Origin of the sequence: Streptomyces sp. NPDC088733, assembly GCF_044751185.1 — a bacterium.
Taxonomy (GTDB): Bacteria; Actinomycetota; Actinomycetes; order Streptomycetales; family Streptomycetaceae; genus Actinacidiphila.
Map to the genome: position 1 here is coordinate 246957 of NZ_JBIVLH010000004.1, position 17056 is coordinate 264012.

Genomic DNA, 17056 nt, shown 5'->3' on the forward strand with positions numbered 1-17056 from the left:
CCCGGCGACCGTGCCCCCGCACGGTCGCCGGGTCACGGCGCGGCAGTTGTGGCGGACGCCCCTTGTGCCCTGCGCCATTCCACTTCCCGGGCGGTCATCGGCACGTGGATCTTGTACACGTCACCGACCCGCAGACGGTCCGGCGTGCTGTACTCGCCGTGGATACCGATGACGGAGACGCCCACCTGCACGCGGGGCTGCCAGTAGGTGCGGAAGTACGGGGCGTTCGCCGATATCTCGGGGACCTCCACCAAGGGCACGCCGCGCCTGTCCAGCAACCGTCGCAGCTTCTCGAAGCGCAGCCGTGGCGCGAAACGCCCGTACCGGGCGCGCAGCACCTCGTTCACGATGCCGCGATCCCGGTCCGCGAGCCGGTGCACCTGCAGGGTGACATGGTGCCCCTCCCACAGGTCACCGGTGGACGCGCGGTGCCAGTAGAACTCGGCGAGGCCGTAGTCACGGAACAGGCTGACGTCGTCGAAGCCGCCCTCGGCGAAGCGGGGTCCCAGCACCGCGGTGACGCGCTCGGGGGAATCCGCGGACCCCACGCCGAGCACCGTGCCCGTGGTGACGACGTCCACGTAGAACGCCAGGGAGTACGGGGTCACGAGCCCGCCCCGTCGCGGCCCTGCCAGGTCGTCACGCAGGCCTCATTGCCCTCCTTGTCGGCGAGCACCCAGAACGCGGGGGCACGGCTCGCGGACACGAGCCGGCCGCCGGCCGCAAGTGCCGCCTCGATCCGGCGGGGTGCCTCGTCGTGCGGGACGCTGATGTCGAGGTGGATGCGATTGCGCTGCGGGCGTGCCCGGTCCATCCGCTGGAACCAGACCGCCGGGCCCTGCCGTTCCGGGTCGACCAGCGGGTCCTCGGGTCCGTCGGCGCCCGCCTCGTCGGTCCAGCCCAGCACCGCATTCCAGAACGGCCGGACACCGGCGATGTCCAGTGCGTCGATCGCGATCTCCAGGAGCTGCACCGACCGGCCCTCGCCCGTGCCGGCTCCGGGGTCCGCCGGCGACCCGGCGGCGCGCATCGCGGCGGAGACGCGGCACGCGAGGTCGACGTCGAGCGACGTGACGGCCGCGTGCGCGAGCGACTGCAGGGTGAGCAGCACCCGCCCCGGGCGGACGTCGACCCAGAGGTGCCCGTCGGCGTCGTCGCCGCAGACCGCGACGGCCTCCGCCGCCAGCGCGGCCCCCTGCGCCATCGACCCGGCGGGGACCGATGTCTGCAACGCGCCCAGTATGTAGCGCCATCCGTGGCCGCCGACCGCGTCCGAGGCTTCCTGCCGGCTCAGTTTCCGCTCCATACGGGCATCCTCGCAGCCGGGCGCGACCCGGGTCGCCGGATCGCGCGCGACCGGCGTTCGGCCTCCGCGCCAGGCGCAGGCCGGCCTCCTTCTCCGGCGAGGCCACCGCTCCCTCCGGGTCGGCCCCTGCCACAACGGCCGCCGGTGACCTGCGCGCCGGCATCGGGCGCCCCCACCGGAGGGGACGCCTCGGCACGACAGGTCTCCACGTGCCTGAGAACGCGGTGCACTCCCACCCGGGCTGTGCGCCGCACGCTGTCGCGTCAGGTCGGGCGTGCGGCGCACAGGGGTCACTCGGTTCAGGCGGTGCGCCGGACCTCGAGCAGGAGGGCCTGCTCCGGGTTGAGTTGGGGCATCGGGAGACCCGCGGAGGCGAGGACCGCGCCCGGGAGGGGGAGCCAGCCGTCGATGGCCGCCGTGAGCCATGCGGGGCCGCTGGTCTGGTGGAAGGAGGGCAGGCCGAGGTCGGTGCGGACCCGCACCTCGTAGCGGTGGGCGGGGTCGAGGCCGGGCAGCCGGACGCGGCCGGACTGGCCCTCGGGGGAGGTCGCGACGCGCGCCCAGCAGTAGAGGGCGGCGATGCCGTCCTGGGCGACGACGCCGTGCAGGAGCGTCGCGTCGTCGGGGAGGTCGGCACGCACGGTGCGGCCGCTGTGGAGCAGGGGGCGCAGTTCGCGGTAGAGGGCCGTCCACGCGGTCAGCCGGGCGATCTCCTCCGGGGTGCAGCGGGTGATGTCCTGCTCGATGCCGGCGTGGCCGAACAGGGCGGTGGCCATCCGGAAGGCGTCGGAGGTGACGCGGGCGGTGGTGTGGCTCGGGTTGGCGCCCACATGGGCGCCGACGAGCTCGGGGGGCAGCAGCTGGCCCGTCCAGCGCTGGATGGACTGCCGCTCCACGGGGTCGTTGCAGTCGGAGGCCCACACCCGGTCGGTCCTGGCGAGGATACCCAGGTCGACGCGGCCGCCGCCGCTGGCGCAGCTCTCGATCTCCAGCGCGGGGTGGCGCTCCTTGAGCGCGTCCAGCAGCCGGTAGAGCGCCACGACCTGGGCGTGCGAGGCGGGCCGGTCCGCGGGGCCGTGGACGGCCTCGTACAGCTCCCGGTTGTGGTCCCACTTGAGGTAGTCGATGCCGTACGTGGTGATCAGGGTGTCCAGTGAGTCCAGCAGGTACGCGGCGAGGGCGGGCTGGGACAGGTCGAGGGCGTACTGGTGACGGGCCGTCGGGCCGAGGCCGGCGGCGGGGCCGAGGACCCACTCGGGGTGCTCGCGGGCCAGGTCGGAGTCGAGGTTGACCATCTCCGGTTCGAACCAGAGGCCGAACTCCATGCCGTGGGAGCGCACGTGGTCGACGAGCGGGGCGAGTCCGCCGGGCCACACCTTCGGGTCGACCGTCCAGTCGCCGAGTCCCGCGTGGTCGGAGCGGCGGCCGCGGAACCAGCCGTCGTCCAGCACGAACCGCTCCACGCCGACCTCGGCGGCGCGGTCGACGAGGCGCAGCAGGTGGTCGAGGTCGTGGTCGAAGTACACGGCCTCCCAGCTGTTGAGGATGACCGGGCGCGGGCGCCGGGGGTGGCTGGGGCGGGCCCGCAGCAGGGTGTGGAAGCGGTCGGCGAGGCCGTCGAGGCCGGAGCCGGACCAGGCGAAGTGGCACACGGGGGTGCGGTAGCTCTCGCCGGGGGCGAGCCGGATCTCGCCGGCGCGCAGGAGTTCGCCGCCGCCGAGAGCGGCGGCGTGGCTGCCGGCGCCCTCGGGCAGCCGCTCCACGAGGTAGCGCTGGTCGCCGCTCCAGGCGACGTGCAGGCCCCACACCTCGCCCTCGCGGAAGCCGAAGCCGGGCACGCCGACGGCGACGAGGTACGGGGAGTCGAGGCCGGGCTTGCCGCGGCGGACCTCGCGGGCGTGGGCGCCGAAGCCGAGCGGGCGCCGCTGCGGGGAGCGTTCGCGGCTCCACTTGCCGGTGAAGTCGAGGATCTCGCCGGCGCGCCGGGGCAGCGGAAGCAGCACGGTGGCCTGGGCGAGGTCGTAGGGTGCGGGGCCGGCGGTGCCGTGCCGGGTGATGTCGGCGTGGACGGCGAGCACGCCGGAGGCGTCCATCCGGTAGGTGACCGTGATGTCGAGCCCGGCGGCGGCGTCGGTGAGGGAGACCTCCAGTTCGCCGCCGCCCTCGGGATCCTCGCGCAGGGCCGTGCCGGCGAGGGTAGGGCGCGGGGCCGCGGATCCGCCGTCGGCGTGGCCGTGGTGGGCGGGGGTGCCGGCCCATCCGTCGGCCTCGGTGGGCCAGACGGTGTAGCGGCGCGGGATGTCGACGGCGTTGTTGAGGACCGCGGGCTCGGCCGTCAGGGAGAGCGCGGCCAGGTCCGCCGCGGACAGGTCGCCGAGGTCCTCGCCCCAGTGCAGGACCCGGGGCACCGGCTCGGTGAGCTCCAGGACGAACGCGGTGCCGGCCGCGCGCAGGGCCGCGATCCGCGCGGTGGTGTCTGCCATGGGGGGTCCTTCCTTTCGATGTGCTCCGCCGCCCGGACGGGCCCCGGTGGGGGGCCGCGTCCGGGCGGCGGTTTCACGGGTCACTGCAAGTGGATCAGTTCTTCGCGAGCAGCGTCTTGCTCTGCTCCTGCATGCCGGTGAAGACGGAGTCGTCCTTCTGCCCGGCGAAGTACGCCTCGAAGAGCGGGTTCATCGCGTCCTGGACCGCGGCGCCGTTGCCGTAGACCGGCGAGGGGTAGAGCACCTTGTTCTTCAGCATGTCGGTGAAGACGGTCAGGTCGACGCCCTCGGCGGCCAGCGCCTTGGCGGAGGCGTCCATGGACGCCGGGATGGAGGGGAAGAACGTGCCGGTGAGCGAGGCCTTGCTCTGGCAGGCCTCGGATCCCATGTAGGAGACCCACTTCCAGGCCAGGTCGGGGTTCTTGGTGCCGGCCCAGATGTTGTTGCCGTTGGAGTTGCTCATCACGGCGCGGGTCGTGCCGTCGGGGCCGTACGGGGGCGCCGCGATGCCCGCCTTGATGCCGGGGATCTTCGCGAAGGTGGAGGCCTCCCAGGAGCCGCCCATCTCCAGGGCGACCTTGTGGGAGGAGAGCAGGTCGACGTCGCTGACGCTGGAGGTGAACTCGCCGATCTTGGGCGCGTAGCCCTTGTCGGTGAGGGAGCGCACCCACTTCATCGTCTTGATGAAGCGCGGGTCGCCGTAGTTGAAGACGGTGGGCCAGCTCTGCTTGTCGCCCAGGCGCCAGCCGGTGCTGGAGACGAAAGGGCTCCAGGTGGTCTGGCCGATGAAGTCCTTGGCGGCGACCTGGCCGAAGCCGAACGTCTTGACGTGGGCCTTGTCGAAGCCCTTCTCGTCGCCGCGGTGGCCCTTCTCGTCGATGGTGAGGTGGGCGATGAGCTTGCCGAAGTCGCCGCCGTCGTCGGGGTTCCACTTCAGGGAGGCGAGCTTGTCCGCGGAGTAGCCGGCCTTGGTCAGGGCGTCCTGGTCGTAGTAGAGGGCGGCCGCGGCCCAGTCGAGCGGCAGGGCGTACTGCTTGCCGTCGGTGAACTTCCACGCGTCCACGCCCACGGAGAACCGGGACATGTCGAACTTGTCCTTGGCGATGAAGTCGTCCATCGCCAGCAGCTGGTGCTGCGAGGCGTAGGCCTGGAAGAACTGCACGCTGTTCTGGAAGGCGTCGGGGGCGTTGCCGGCGACGAAGCCGGCGGTCAGCTTGGTGAAGTAGTCGTCGACGGCGTACTGCGAGATCTTGACGGTCGTCCCGGGGTTGGCCTTCTCGAAGTCCGTGGCGCAGACCTTGTACGCGGCGGCCTGCTTGTCGTCCCAGGTCCACCAGTTGACGGTCTTCGAGCCGCCCGCGGAGGAGGAGCCGGACGAGCAGGCGGAGAGCACCGCCGCGAGGCTCAGCGTGGCGCCCAGCGCGACGACCTTGCGTATTCTCATGATTCCTTCTTTCGGGATGGTTCCTGGTGGGCGTGGGACGACGTCTTGAGGAGCGCGCGGAAGGCGCTCAGGGTGATGGCCAGGTCCTCGGAGCCGCCGGCGTCGTGGCCGTTGAACTCCCACAGCCGCATCTGCTTGGGGCCGCCGTAGGCGTGGTAGGCGGCGACGGCGGTGGCCGGCGGGCAGACCTCGTCGCGCAGCCCGGCGGAGAACCAGGCGGGGGCGGTCGCGCGGCGGGCGAAGGCGAGCCCGTCGAAGTAGCCGAGGGTCCGGAAGGTCTGCTCGACCCGGTCGCGGCGGGCGGCGAGGTAGCCGATGAGCTCCGCGTAGGGCTGCTCGCCGGTGAGGCGGGTGGCCTGCCTGATGTCGCAGAGGAACGGTGACTGGAACTGGGCGGCCGTCAGGTCCGGCACGAGGCCGGCGACGGCGAGCGCGATGCCGCCGCCCTGGCTGGGACCGGTGACGGCGACACGGCCCGGGTCCGCGTACGGCGAGCCGCGCAGGGCTTCGACGGCGCGCACGGCGTCGGTGAACACCCGGCGGTAGACGTAGGTGTCCTTGTCCTCGATGCCGCGGGTGAGGAAGCCGGGGTGGGACGGGCCGCTGCCGACCGGGTCGGCGGTTCCGCCGCCGCCCGCCCAGGCGCCGCCCTGGCCGCGGGCGTCCACCAGCAGGTGGGCGTAGCCGGCGCAGGCCCACATCAGGTCGTCGACGGGGGCGCCGCGCCCGCTGCCGTAGCCGTGGAACTGCACGACCGCCGGCAGGGGGCCGCCGCGGTGGCGGGGCATCCGCAGCCAGCCGCGGACGGGGTGGCCGTCGAAGCCGGGGAAGACGGCGTCGAAGACGTCCACGGCCTCCAGGCCGGTGTCGACCGGGGTCAGTTCGAGCCGGGCGTCGTGGCGCCGGGCGCTGTCGAGGGTGTCCTTCCAGAAGGCGTCGAAGTCGGCGGGCTCCTGGTAGGTGCTGCGGTACGACCACAGCTCGGGGACGTCCTGTTCGGTCAGCACGGCCGCGCCTCCCCCTGCGGCCGCAGGTCGGCGCCGAGGGTGACGGCGGCCCCGGCCGGGACGCGGAGTTCGGCGGTGCGGTCGCGGTGGCGGATCCGTACCGGCACGGTGTCGTCCCCGGCGTGCCGGCGGAGCGTCACGGCGGTCAGCTCGCCGTCGCGCCAGCTGAAGTCGGCGCCGAGGCCGCCGCGGCAGCGCAGGTCCGTCGCCTGCCCGTCGGCCCATCCGGCGGGGAGGGCGGGCAGCAGGTGGACCGTGCCGGTGTGGCTCTGCAGCACCATCTCGGTGAGCGCGGCGGTGAAGCCGTAGTTGCCGTCGATCTGGAACGGCGGGTGGGTGGAGAAGAGGTTGGGCAGCAGGCCGCCCCACTGCGAGCCGTCGACGGGTGCGTCGGTGCCCGGGTCGCCGGCGAGCGGCCGAGTCGCCTCGTCGAAGAGGGAGCGGGCCGTGGCCGCGTCGTGCAGCCGGGCGCGCAGCGCCATCTTCCACGCCCAGGACCAGCCCATGGCACCGGGTCCGCGCCGGTCGAGCAGGGCGGTGGCGGCCGCGGCGAGTTCGGGGGTGGCGTCGGGGGTGATCTGACCGAGCGGGTGGACGGTGACCATCTGCGACAGGTGGCGGTGGTGCGGGTCCTGCTCGGGCAGGTCCTCGGCCCACTCCTGGAGCCAGCCGCCGGCGGCGATCCGCGGCGGGTGCAGCTTGGGCAGCGTCTCGGCGATGCGGCCGGTCAGCGGGGTGCCGAGGCCGAGCAGTCCGGCGGCGCTCAGGGTGCGTTCGAGCACGGCCCGGGTCAGGGCCATGTCCATCGCGGTGGAGCGGGTGACGGAGGCCGGGGAGCCGTCGGGGGTGAGGAAGTGGTTCTCAGGCGACGTGGAGGGGAGGGTGTCGAGGCCGCCGGCGCCGTCGTCGACCAGCCAGTCGAGCAGGAACTCCGCGCAGCCGCTGAGCAGGGGCCAGGCCCGCTCGCGGAGGAAGGCGGCGTCCTGGGTGAACTCGTAGTGGTCCCAGACGTGCTGCACCAGCCAGGCGCCGCCCATCTGCCAGATCGCCCAGGACGCGGCGCCGTGGCCCATGCCGACGGGCAGGGCCCAGCCCCACATGTCGGTGTTGTGGTGGGCGACCCAGCCGCGGGCGCCGTAGAGCCGCGCGGCCACGTCCGTGCCGTTGGCCGCGACGCGGTCCAGCAGGTCGAAGAGCGGTTCGTGGCAGCTGCTGAGCCCAGCGGCCTCGGCGCCCCAGTAGTTCATCTGGGTGTTGATGTTGACGGTGTAGTTCGAGGACCAGGCCGGGCGCAGGTCGGCGTTCCAGATGCCCTGGAGGTTGGCGGGCGGTCCGGCGTGCGGGCGGGAGGCGGACGCGAGCAGATATCGGCCGAGCTGGAAGAGCACGGTGGCGGTGAGGAGTTCGTCGCCGCCGCCGAGGATGTCGCGGGCCACGTCGTAGGTGCCGGAGCGGCGCGGGCCGATGCGCAGCGACGTGCCGCCGAGGAGTCCGCGCAGGTCGGCCTCGTGGGCCTTGAGCAGTTCCGCGGTGCCGCGTTCGGCGGCCCGCGCGGCGCTGCCCGCGGCGGTGTCGAGATGGCCGGCGCGGTCTTCGGCTGCCGGCAGGCCCCGCCAGTGCCGCAGGGCGGCGGTGGAGCTCGCCACGACCGCCAGCAGCCGGGTCGCGCCGGTCACCCGCAGGGCGCCCGCGTCCGCGATGACCTCGCCGTCGGTCTCCACCCGCAGGGCGACCGCCCCGAAGGGGTCGTAGCCGTCGACGGCACCCCCGCTGTAGCGCAGGGGCTCCTCGACGCCGGGTTCGTGCGCGGGCGCGCCGTCGACGGGGATCTCCACGCCGAGGACGACACCGCTTCCGTCCGCGGTGCGGTGCGTCTCCTTGAGCGGGCTGGTCAGTTCGAGCCGCAGGTCCAGGCTCCCGCCGTGCGCGACGAGGTCGGTGCACAGGGTCCCGGTGCCGGCGTCGGCCCAGGTCCGGCGGTCGACGACGGTGCCGTCGGGGAGCTCGAAGGCGTCCTCGGCGAGCCCGTTGTCGAGGTTGAGGGTCCGCCCCCGGTACGTGGCCCGCTCTCCCCCGGACACGGTCAGCCACAGGTCGGCCCAGGGCAGGTACTCCTGGCTGTACGGCCCCTCGAAGGCCATCAGCAGTTCCTCGGCGCGGTGCGGGTCCCCGGCGCGCAGGGCGGCGCGGACCTCGGCCAGCCGCTCCGGGCCGGCACCGGCCGCTACCACGTCGGCCAGGGCCTTCGCCGGTCCCGCGGGGGTGCCGGACCACACGGTGGAGTCGTTGATCTGGATGCGGGAGCGGTGGGCGCCGCCGAAGACCATCGCGCCGAGCCGGCCGTTGCCGACCGGGGCGGCCTCGTTCCAGGTACTCGCGGGCGCGGGCCAGCGGAGCAGGAGATCAGAGGTGTTCATGAGGGTGCCGTCCAGGTGCGCGTACGCGGTTACTTGAGGCCGGAGAAGCCGATGGAGTTGACGATCCGCTTGCCGAAGGCGACGAAGAGCAGCAGCATCGGCAGCGCCGCGATGAGGGCGGCGGCCATCAGCCCGGCCCAGTCGGGGGCGGCCTGCGGCGAGGACTGCTTGAACACGCCCAGGGCGAGGGTCAGCGGCTGCACGCTGGCGTCGTTGGTGACCAGCAGCGGCCACATGTAGTCGTTCCAGGCGTTGACGAACATCAGCAGCGACACGGTGGCGATCGGCGCCGCCGACATCGGCAGCACGATCCGCACCAGGATCCGCAGCGGTCCGGCGCCGTCGATGATGGCCGCCTCCTCGATCTCGCTGCTGAGGCCGAGCATGAACTGCCGCAGGAAGAACAGCGTGAACGCCTGGAACAGCCCGCCGGGCAGGATGAGCCCCGCGAAGGTGTTGGTGAGGCCGAGGTCCTTGATGAAGACGAAGTTCGGCAGCAGGGTGAAGACGCTCGGCACCATCAGCGCGCTGATGAGGATCGAGAACACCAGGTTCCGGCCGCGCCAGTGCAGGCGGGAGAACGCGTAGGCCGCGCAGGCGGAGAACAGCACGATGAGCGCGGTCTGCACGGAGGCGTAGATCAGGGAGTTGCGCAGGTACAGCGCGATGTCCAGGGAGGCGCCGGAGCCGCCCTGGGCCTGGGCCTCGGCGAGGGAGGCCAGCCCGAGCGCCCGCTTGAACGCGCCGAGGGTGAAGCCGACGGGCAGCGGCGAGGAGGGGTCGGTGGCCAGCTGGTAGTTGTTGGACAGCGCGGTGCGCAGGATCCAGTAGAAGGGGAAGACCGTGGCCAGGGAGACGATCCCGAGGTAGGTCCAGGCCAGGATCCGGCCGGGGCCGGCCTTGCGGGTGCGGGGGCGCCGTACGGACTTCGTGCGGGGCGCGAGGGCGAGCGTCATCAGGGCCTCCGTCAGTTCAGGTCGGATTCGTCGGCCCGGGCGAGCCGCAACTGGGTGAAGGTGACCGTGATGAGCAGGACGAACAGCGCCAGCGACATCGTCGCGGCGTAGCCGAAGTCGAACTGCCGGAAGGCCTTGTCGTAGATGTACATCTGGAGCACGTTCGAGGCGTTGGCCGGTCCGCCCTTGGTGGTGACCGCGACGATGTCGAAGACCTGGAAGGCGTTGATCACCGTCAGGACGACCACCATCACCAGGATCGGCCGCAGCAGCGGCACGGTCAGGCGCCGGAACATCTGGAACTCGCTCGCGCCGTCGACCCGGCCGGCCTCGTAGATGGTGGGCGGGATGGTCTGGAGACCGGCGAAGATCAGCAGGGAGTAGTACCCCATCCACTTCCACACGCTGATCGCGGCGAGGGAGGGGATCGCCCACGGGCCGCTGCCGAGGAAGAGGATCGAGTGGCCGATGACGTGGTCGAGCACGATGTTGATGACGCCGAGGTGCGGGTCGAGCATCCACTGCCAGACCAGCGCGGCGATCACGTTGGAGATCAGGAACGGCATGAGGATCATGCCGCGCAGCGCCGAGGAACTGGTGACGCGGTGCAGGATCACCGCCGTCACCAGGGATATCAGCGTGCCGGCGACGACGGACAGCACCACGAAATAGACGGTGACGAGCAGCGAGTGCCAGAAGACGTCGTCGCCGAACATCTCGCGGAAGTTGGCCAGTCCGACCCAGTTCGGCGGGGTGAGGACGTGGAAGTCGGTGAAGCCGAGGTAGATCCCGCGGAGGGTCGGATACGCGTAGAAGATCGCGAAGCCGACCACCGAGGGCAGGATGAGCAGCAGGGCGACCGGCAGGTCCTTGCGCCGGGCCGCCACCGACCTGGTGGCGGCCGGGCGCTTGGTCCTGCCGCTGTTCTTCCCTGGGGTGATCGCGGATTTCCCGCTGGATGAGGCGGCCGTGGTGGCCTCCGCGCCGGCTGCGCCGGACGGCGGTGTCACCGGCGTCGTGTGGTTGCCCTGCGATGTGACCACCACGGCACTCTCCTTTTCGTACGTCGGTCGAACGGGTGGTTCTGTGGTGCTTCCGCTCAGTGCTTCATTGCTTCAGCGGCTCAGCGGCTCAGCGGTTCGGTGCGGGTTCCGCCGCGGGTCAGAGGGTGATCCGGTCGATGTCGGACACGTAGTCGGACGGGTTGCCGAAGCCGATCGTGTTGGCGCCGGCCTTCAGCTCGACGGGCACGGTGACGGTCCGCGGCCGGCCCCACTCGTTGTCGTTGCCGCCGGGCAGCGGGAGCTGGAACGCGGTCCCGTTGACGGTGACGACGACCGTGCGGCCGGAGGAGCCGTCGGTGTAGTCGAGCTTCATCAGGTAGGTGCCGTCCTTCGGCGCCGCGACGTTGTTGACCGCCACCGAGCCGTTGCCGCCGCCGAGGTTGCCGACCTTCTTGCCGCCGGAGCAGGCCTGGCAGTCGTTGACGCTCGCGTTGCCGGTGAGTGTGTTGCCGGACGCCTCGGCCTCGTACGCGACGGGGCCGCCGGCGGCCGGGGTGGTGACCGGGACGGCCTTGCCCGCCGCGGACTGGCGGCCGCGGGAGTCGTGGGCGACGACGGTGAACGAGTAGCCCGTGGCGGCCTGGAGACCGGTCACGGTGGTGGCGGTGCCGCTGGTCGAGGCGACCTTGGTGCCGCCGGCGTAAACGTCGTAACCGGTCGTGGCGGTACCGGTGTTCACCGGCTGCCAGGCCAGCGAGACGCTGGAGGCGGTGGAGGCGGTGGCGTGCACGGCCAGCGGCACACCCGGCTTGCCGGTGACGGCGTCCGGGGTGACGCGCAGCAGGCGGGAGCCGTGCGGGGGCAGGTTGTCGGTGAAGCCGCCGGCGCTCTTGCCGAGGTTCTTGTGGCTCCACAGGTCGCGGACCGCGGGCTTGCCGCTGATGCCCAGCTCGCTCCAGTCGGCGGTGACGTCGGCGTAGCCCTTGCCGAGGTTGAACAGCGCCACGGTGTAGCTGCCGTCGGCGTTGCGGGCGTACCAGACCTGCTCGGGGGTCTTCTGGCTGACGGGCCGGGCCGGGTTGCCGGCCTGGTCGACCGCGATGACCTCGTCGTTGGTGAGCAGCGACAGGCCGTAGGGGTCGAGGTGGGTGAGGTCGTCGCCGATGTACAGCGGGGCGCTCTCGATGGCCCACAGCGTCATGTGGCTCTGCCGCTCGACCTCGTTGAGGCCGTCCAGAGGGCCAGCGCCGACGTCGAGGGAGTCGAGGTTGTTCCAGTGGCCCGGTCCGGCGTCGTCGATCCACGGGACGACGTCGTTCCACCGCTGCTTGACGGAGTTGTTCCAGGTCACCAGGGTGTCGCAGTAGCACTCGACGTCGGTGTCGATGCGCCAGCCGTTGGAGTTCTGCTTCCAGACGTCGGCCTTGTCGTGGCTGAGCGACCAGGACAGGATGAACTGGATGGGACGGCCGGTCTTCTCCAGGGCGCTGTGCCAGGCCTGGATGTCGGGGACGTTGTTGTGCGCCTCGTCGCCCTGGTTGGAGCCCGGGCCGACACCGTCGATCTTGAGGAAGTCCACGCCCCAGTCGGCGTACTCCTGCGCGATGGAGTCGATGTACTTGGTGGTGCACGGGCTGGCGAAGTTCAGCTGGTAGGAGACGTTGTCCCAGCCGCTGGTCTTGCGCAGGTCGGGGTAGACGATGTCCTTGGTGGTGCAGCCCGGCGCGTCCAGGATGGGGCTCTTGCCGTCGTTGTACGCGTCGATGTAGAGGCCGACCGCCATGTAGACGCCGAACTTCAGGCCCTTGGCGTGCAGTTTGTCGCCGAGGTACTTCATGCCGTGCGGGAACTTGACGGGGTCCGCGGCCGGCCGGGCGTACTCGTCGACGACGTTCTTCTGCGTGTTCGGGTTGACGTTCCAGCCCGCGTCCACGTTGACGTACTCGTAGCCGTGCGACTTCAGCTTCGAGGCCAGGATGTCCGCCTGCTGGAGGACGTGCGACTCGGTGAGCCAGGAGCCGCCGTAGCCGGGGAAGTTGGTGGACTCCAGGCTCCAGCTGCTCCAGCCCATGTAGGGCTTGGCGGCGAGCACCGGGGCGGTCTTCGTTCCGGCGGTCTGCGCGACGGCCGTGGCCGGGGCGGCGACGGCCGGCACGACGAGGGGCGCCGCGAGGGCGCCCACCGCGAGGGCGGGGAGGAAGAAGGCCCTGCGCATGCCGCTGCGCGTCCGGGGCCTGAGCCGTCTCAGACGTGCGCGTACAGCTGAACGAGCCATGGGGGTACTCCATTTCGGCGCGACGGGGTACGGCAGGACGCGGCGGCGCGCGACCGGGGCCGGCGCTGGGGCGTCCGCTGGGGTATCGACGGTGGTGCGGTCGGGGCACGGCAGGGAGGCAGCCGTGCCCCGGAGCCTTCCTCGGTGGCGGTCGTCCCGGAACGCCACCGAGGCCGGAAGTGCTGCGACCGGGGCCCGATCGCACTCCTCCCCCATGAGGACCGTCTCGTCCGCACCGACGAGGAGTGCGGCGAATGTAGCCAGGGTTTCCTTCCAGCGTCAACATATTCGTGCGGAGAAATCCGATGTCTTGACCCGCCAGGACCGGCGATCAGCCGAACTTGCCGGGCAACTCCCCAGCAGGTCACGGAAAAGATGGGATCACTGGGGTGCGTCGCACCTCTTTCTTACTTTCCGTTGGAAAGGTATGGTCCCGGCCATGAGCCTCGCCGACCAGCCCCCCGCCGCTGTCCTGGTCTTCCAGACACTCCTCGCGTACGGCCCCCTCACCCGGGCCGAGATCGGACGGCGTACGGGGCTGTCGGGCGGGGCCGTCACCAAGGCCGCCACTCCCCTGCTGGCCGACGGCTGGATCACCGAACTCGGCCGGCCGTCCGGTGAACGGGCCCACGGCCGCCCGCCGACGCTGATCGCCGTCCACGCGGAACGCGCCCGCTTCGTCGGCGTCAAGGTGACCGGCGACGAACTCATCGGCGTGGTGACCGACCTGACCGCCCAGCCGCTGGCCTCGCGGCGCGCCGGCCTCGACTCCCGCGACGTCGGAACCGTGGTCCTGGCCATCGCCCGGCTCATCACCCAGCTCCGCACCGCCGCCGGGGCGGAGGAGGACGGTGCCATCCACAGCGTCGGGGTCACCATCTCCGGGGACGTGGACGGGCAGACCGGCATCGTGCACTTCTCGCCGTTCCTCAACTGGCGCCGCGTCCCGCTGGCGCAGCTCGTGGAGACCGCCACCGGCATCCCCACGGTGATCGAGAACGACGTACGGGCCCTGACCGTCGCCGAGCAGTGGTTCGGCGCCGGTGTCGGGCTGTCGTCCTTCGCCCTGGTCACGGTGGGCGCCGGCATCGGCTGCGGGCTGTCCATCGGCGGCCGGGTGGTGTCGGGGGCGCACGGGGTGTCCGGCGAGGTCGGACACCTGCCCGTGGGCGGCACCGACCGCACGTGCACCTGCGGCAACACCGGCTGCGTGGAGACCGTCGCCTCGACGCACGCCATCACCGAGCAGGCCCGCCGCGCCACGGGCAACCCCACGCTGACCATGGAGGAGGCGGTCCGCCTCGCGCACGCGGACGACACCGCGGTCCGCGCCGTGTTCTCGCGCGCCGGGCAGGTGATGGGCCTGGCCATGGCGTCGGTCGCCAACCTCATCGGCCCGGAGCGCATCATCATCTCCGGTGAGGGGGTGGCCTCGTACGACCTGTTCGCCGACCAGCTCCGGCAGACCTTCGCCGCCCACGCGTTCGGCGCCGCCGCCGACTGCGCCATCGAGGTCCGCCCGCTGCCCTTCGAGGAATGGGCCCGCGGGGGCGCGGCGGTCGCCGCGCAGCGGGTGTTCGCCCCCTCGAAGTGACCCCCTCCGCGACCCCGAAAGGCACGTGGCCGTCACCATGACCAGGATCAGACACGTCGAGTGCAGGATGGTCTTCCTCGAACCGGAGGTCCTGCGCACCGACGCCCTGCAGACCTTCGTCCGCCAGGAGACGATCCTGGTCTCCCTCACCACCGACGACGGCCTGACCGGCACCGGCTACGCCTACACCATCGGCACCGGCGGCAGTTCGGTGCTCGCCCTGCTCCGCGACCACCTGGCCGAACAGCTGATCGGGGCCGACGCCCGAACCGTCGAGGCGCTGTGGCAGCGGCTGCTGTCGGTCACCCGGGCCACCTCGGTCGGCGCCATCACCTCGCTCGCCCTGGCCGCCGTGGACACCGCCCTGTGGGACCTGCGCTGCCTGCGCGCCGGCGAACCCCTGTGGCGGCTCGCGGGCGGCGCGCACGAGCGGCTGCCGCTGTACGACACCGAGGGCGGCTGGCTCCACCTGACCCCGGACGAACTGGCGAGCGCCACCCTCCGGGCCAAGGAGCGCGGCCTGCGCGGGGCCAAGGTCAAGGTCGGCAAGCCCACCGCCGGCGAGGACGCGGAACGACTCGCCGCGGTCCGCGCGGCCGTCGGGCCCGACTGGGTGCTGATGGTGGACGCCAACCAGTCGATGACGGGCGCCGAGGCCGTCCGCCGGGCGCGCGCGTACGAACCGTACGACATCGCCTGGTTCGAGGAGCCCCTCCCCGCCGACGACCTCGCCGGCCATGTCCGCCTCGCGGCCTCGACGTCGATCCCCGTCGCCGTCGGCGAGTCCCTCTACAGCGTCGGCCGTTTCGCGGAGTACCTGGCGGCGGGCGCCGCGGGCATCGTCCAGGTCGACGTCGCCCGCGTCGGCGGCATCACCCCGTGGCTCAAGACCGCGCACACCGCGGAGGCCTTCAACGTCCAGGTCGCCCCGCACTTCCTGATGGAACTGCACGCCGGCCTGGCGTGCGCGGTGCCCGCGGGGAGGTGGGTCGAGCACATCCCGCAGCTCGACGCGATCACGCGCACGCCGCTGACCGTCGAGGACGGCTGCGTCGTGCCGTCCGAGACCCCCGGCATCGGCATCGACTGGGACCAGGACGCGATCGACGACCTGCGGGTGGCCTAGGGTGCGTATCGAGTCATGATCCAGTGGCGCAACAGCCGACGCCGGCGCGGCTGTTCGAGCACGACCGACGTCGCGGCCGGCGCGGTTGCGACGACCGCCGCCCACGTGGGCCAGGCGAACCACGGCGCCACCGCTGCGGCGGCCGCTTCGAGGAGCACGAGCAGGAGCATCGCTGCGCCGGGGATCGCCACCGGCGGGTCGAAGGGGCGGTCGCCGGGTGTTCCGACGACGGCGGGAAGTCCGATCAGTTCGGTCAGGAACCGCGGCCCGGAGGCGGCGTTGGTGCGGTTCGGGGAGTCGGCGGCCTGAATCATGGTCCCTCCCCGGGACGGTGCGGCGCCGTGTCGGGCCCGCCGATGGCGGCCTCGGCCCGCATGCCGTTGATGAGCGCGTTGAACAGGATCCGCACCGCTTCGTAGGTCGCGGCCTGGTTTTCCTCGTCCTCGGGGCGCGGGGCACGGATGCCGGCGGCGTACCGGCCGGGGTGGTCGAGGCCCCACTTCCGGTAGACCCCGGCGATCGCGCGAACCGCGTCCGGGCCGGACCGGCCGACGCCCCGCCGGCGGGCGTTCGGCGAATCGACGTGCAGGTACAACCGGGCCGATCAGCGGCCGGGCAGGTTGTTCAGCGGCGCGGAGCGGCGCTCCAGGAGCTCGGCGTAGGTGCCGTCCCGTTCGGCCCAGCGCAGCGGCAGCGCGGCCTCGGCAACGATCTCACGGGGCGTGGGCTCCACGGCCAGCAGCTCCATCACCTCGTCGAGGTATTCGTCGACGGGCACGGCCGCCGGGTTGAGCTTCGCCATCGCCGGGGTCGCGACGGCCGGCGGCACGAGCTCGGCCACCTCCACGCCGGTCCCGGCCAGGTGCGCCCGCAGTGACTCGGTGTAGGAGTGGACCGCGGCCTTCGTGGCACCGTAGGTGGCCATGAGCGGGAAGGGCAGGAACGCGATTCCCGAGCTCACGGTGATGATCGTTCCGGCGCCGCGGCCGATCAGGTGCGGCGTGAAGGCGTCGATCATCCGGATCGTACCGAGCAGGTTCGTGGCGACCATGTTCTCGGCGTCGGTGATGTGCGCGGGGTCGCGCAGGTCTTCGGTGAGGAGGACTCCGGACATCGTGACGACGACGTCGAGGTCGGGGTGCGCGGCGAGCACTTCGTCGCGGGCCCGCAGGACCGAGGTGGGGTCGGTGACGTCGATCCGAACGGACCGCAGGCCGTCCTGCTGCGGCTCGGGCCTGCGCCCGCCGACGACGACCGTGTTGCCGTCCTTCGCGAACCGGTGCGCGAGTCCGAGCCCGATGCCAGAGGTGCCACCGACAATGAGCACTGTGCGATTGGTGAGCTTCACCAGAACCTCCCTGTGACGTTCAGTAGTCGTCCGACGACCACCTGCTTCCGCAACCAGGCTCGCTCGCATGCTTCGGAACCGGAAAGGCCCTGCTGA

General features: G+C 72.1%; 14 protein-coding genes. 2 read left to right on the forward strand and 12 right to left on the reverse strand.

From position 1 onward, the window contains the following. Window positions 1-32: 32 nt before the first annotated feature. The 9 genes from ACIP64_RS09955 to ACIP64_RS09995 all read right to left on the reverse strand — a co-directional run bounded on the left by ACIP64_RS09955 (window position 33) and on the right by ACIP64_RS09995 (window position 12832). A complete protein-coding gene (locus ACIP64_RS09955) occupies window positions 33-608 on the reverse strand; it encodes a hypothetical protein (protein WP_401583534.1) in 576 nt (191 codons plus the stop codon). Further along, entirely contained in the window at window positions 605-1306 is a 702-nt protein-coding gene (locus ACIP64_RS09960; protein WP_401583535.1) for a VOC family protein, read from the reverse strand. The genes ACIP64_RS09955 and ACIP64_RS09960 overlap by 4 nt, the downstream gene beginning before the upstream one ends. 299 nt (window positions 1307-1605) lie before the next feature. Further along, complete coding sequence (locus tag ACIP64_RS09965) at window positions 1606-3789, reverse strand: alpha-galactosidase (protein ID WP_401583537.1); 2184 nt, start codon at window positions 3787-3789, stop codon at window positions 1606-1608. Window positions 3790-3883: 94 nt separating this feature from the next. After that, window positions 3884-5233, reverse strand: coding sequence for an ABC transporter substrate-binding protein (locus ACIP64_RS09970; protein WP_401583539.1), 1350 nt, complete (start codon window positions 5231-5233; stop codon window positions 3884-3886). Beyond that, window positions 5230-6240: an acetylxylan esterase gene (locus ACIP64_RS09975; RefSeq protein ID WP_401583541.1), complete on the reverse strand. Its 1011-nt coding sequence runs from the start codon at window positions 6238-6240 to the stop codon at window positions 5230-5232. The genes ACIP64_RS09970 and ACIP64_RS09975 overlap by 4 nt, the downstream gene beginning before the upstream one ends. Then, entirely contained in the window at window positions 6234-8657 is a 2424-nt protein-coding gene (locus tag ACIP64_RS09980; RefSeq protein WP_401583542.1) for a glycosyl hydrolase family 95 catalytic domain-containing protein, read from the reverse strand. Before ACIP64_RS09980 ends, ACIP64_RS09975 begins: the two co-directional genes overlap by 7 nt. Before the next feature lie 29 nt (window positions 8658-8686). Next, window positions 8687-9613 carry a carbohydrate ABC transporter permease gene (locus tag ACIP64_RS09985; RefSeq protein WP_401583544.1) on the reverse strand — a complete coding sequence of 309 codons (927 nt, stop codon included), beginning with the start codon at window positions 9611-9613 and terminating at the stop codon, window positions 8687-8689. A gap of 11 nt (window positions 9614-9624) precedes the next feature. Next, complete coding sequence (locus ACIP64_RS09990; RefSeq protein WP_401583545.1) at window positions 9625-10659, reverse strand: carbohydrate ABC transporter permease; 1035 nt, start codon at window positions 10657-10659, stop codon at window positions 9625-9627. A 115-nt stretch (window positions 10660-10774) separates the two neighbouring features. After that, complete coding sequence (locus ACIP64_RS09995; RefSeq protein ID WP_401583547.1) at window positions 10775-12832, reverse strand: fibronectin type III domain-containing protein; 2058 nt, start codon at window positions 12830-12832, stop codon at window positions 10775-10777. 499 nt (window positions 12833-13331) lie between these two features. Here ACIP64_RS09995 and ACIP64_RS10000 point away from each other — a divergent pair, with 499 nt between their 5' ends. Both ACIP64_RS10000 and ACIP64_RS10005 read left to right on the forward strand, forming a co-directional pair. Further along, window positions 13332-14486 carry an ROK family protein gene (locus tag ACIP64_RS10000; RefSeq protein WP_401583548.1) on the forward strand — a complete coding sequence of 385 codons (1155 nt, stop codon included), beginning with the start codon at window positions 13332-13334 and terminating at the stop codon, window positions 14484-14486. Between the two features lie 37 nt (window positions 14487-14523). Further along, on the forward strand, window positions 14524-15612 hold the full coding sequence (locus ACIP64_RS10005) for a mandelate racemase/muconate lactonizing enzyme family protein (protein ID WP_401583549.1): 1089 nt from the start codon (window positions 14524-14526) through the stop codon (window positions 15610-15612). Here ACIP64_RS10005 and ACIP64_RS10010 read toward each other — a convergent pair. Genes ACIP64_RS10010 through ACIP64_RS10020 form a run of 3 tightly spaced genes read right to left on the reverse strand, consistent with a single transcriptional unit; the run spans window position 15609 to window position 16960 of the window. Then, on the reverse strand, window positions 15609-15926 hold the full coding sequence (locus ACIP64_RS10010) for a hypothetical protein (protein WP_401583550.1): 318 nt from the start codon (window positions 15924-15926) through the stop codon (window positions 15609-15611). The genes ACIP64_RS10005 and ACIP64_RS10010 overlap by 4 nt on opposite strands. Next, complete coding sequence (locus ACIP64_RS10015) at window positions 15923-16207, reverse strand: TetR-like C-terminal domain-containing protein (RefSeq protein ID WP_401583551.1); 285 nt, start codon at window positions 16205-16207, stop codon at window positions 15923-15925. Before ACIP64_RS10015 ends, ACIP64_RS10010 begins: the two co-directional genes overlap by 4 nt. 9 nt (window positions 16208-16216) lie before the next feature. Continuing rightward, window positions 16217-16960, reverse strand: coding sequence for an SDR family oxidoreductase (locus ACIP64_RS10020; RefSeq protein ID WP_401583552.1), 744 nt, complete (start codon window positions 16958-16960; stop codon window positions 16217-16219). Window positions 16961-17056 lie beyond the last annotated feature (96 nt).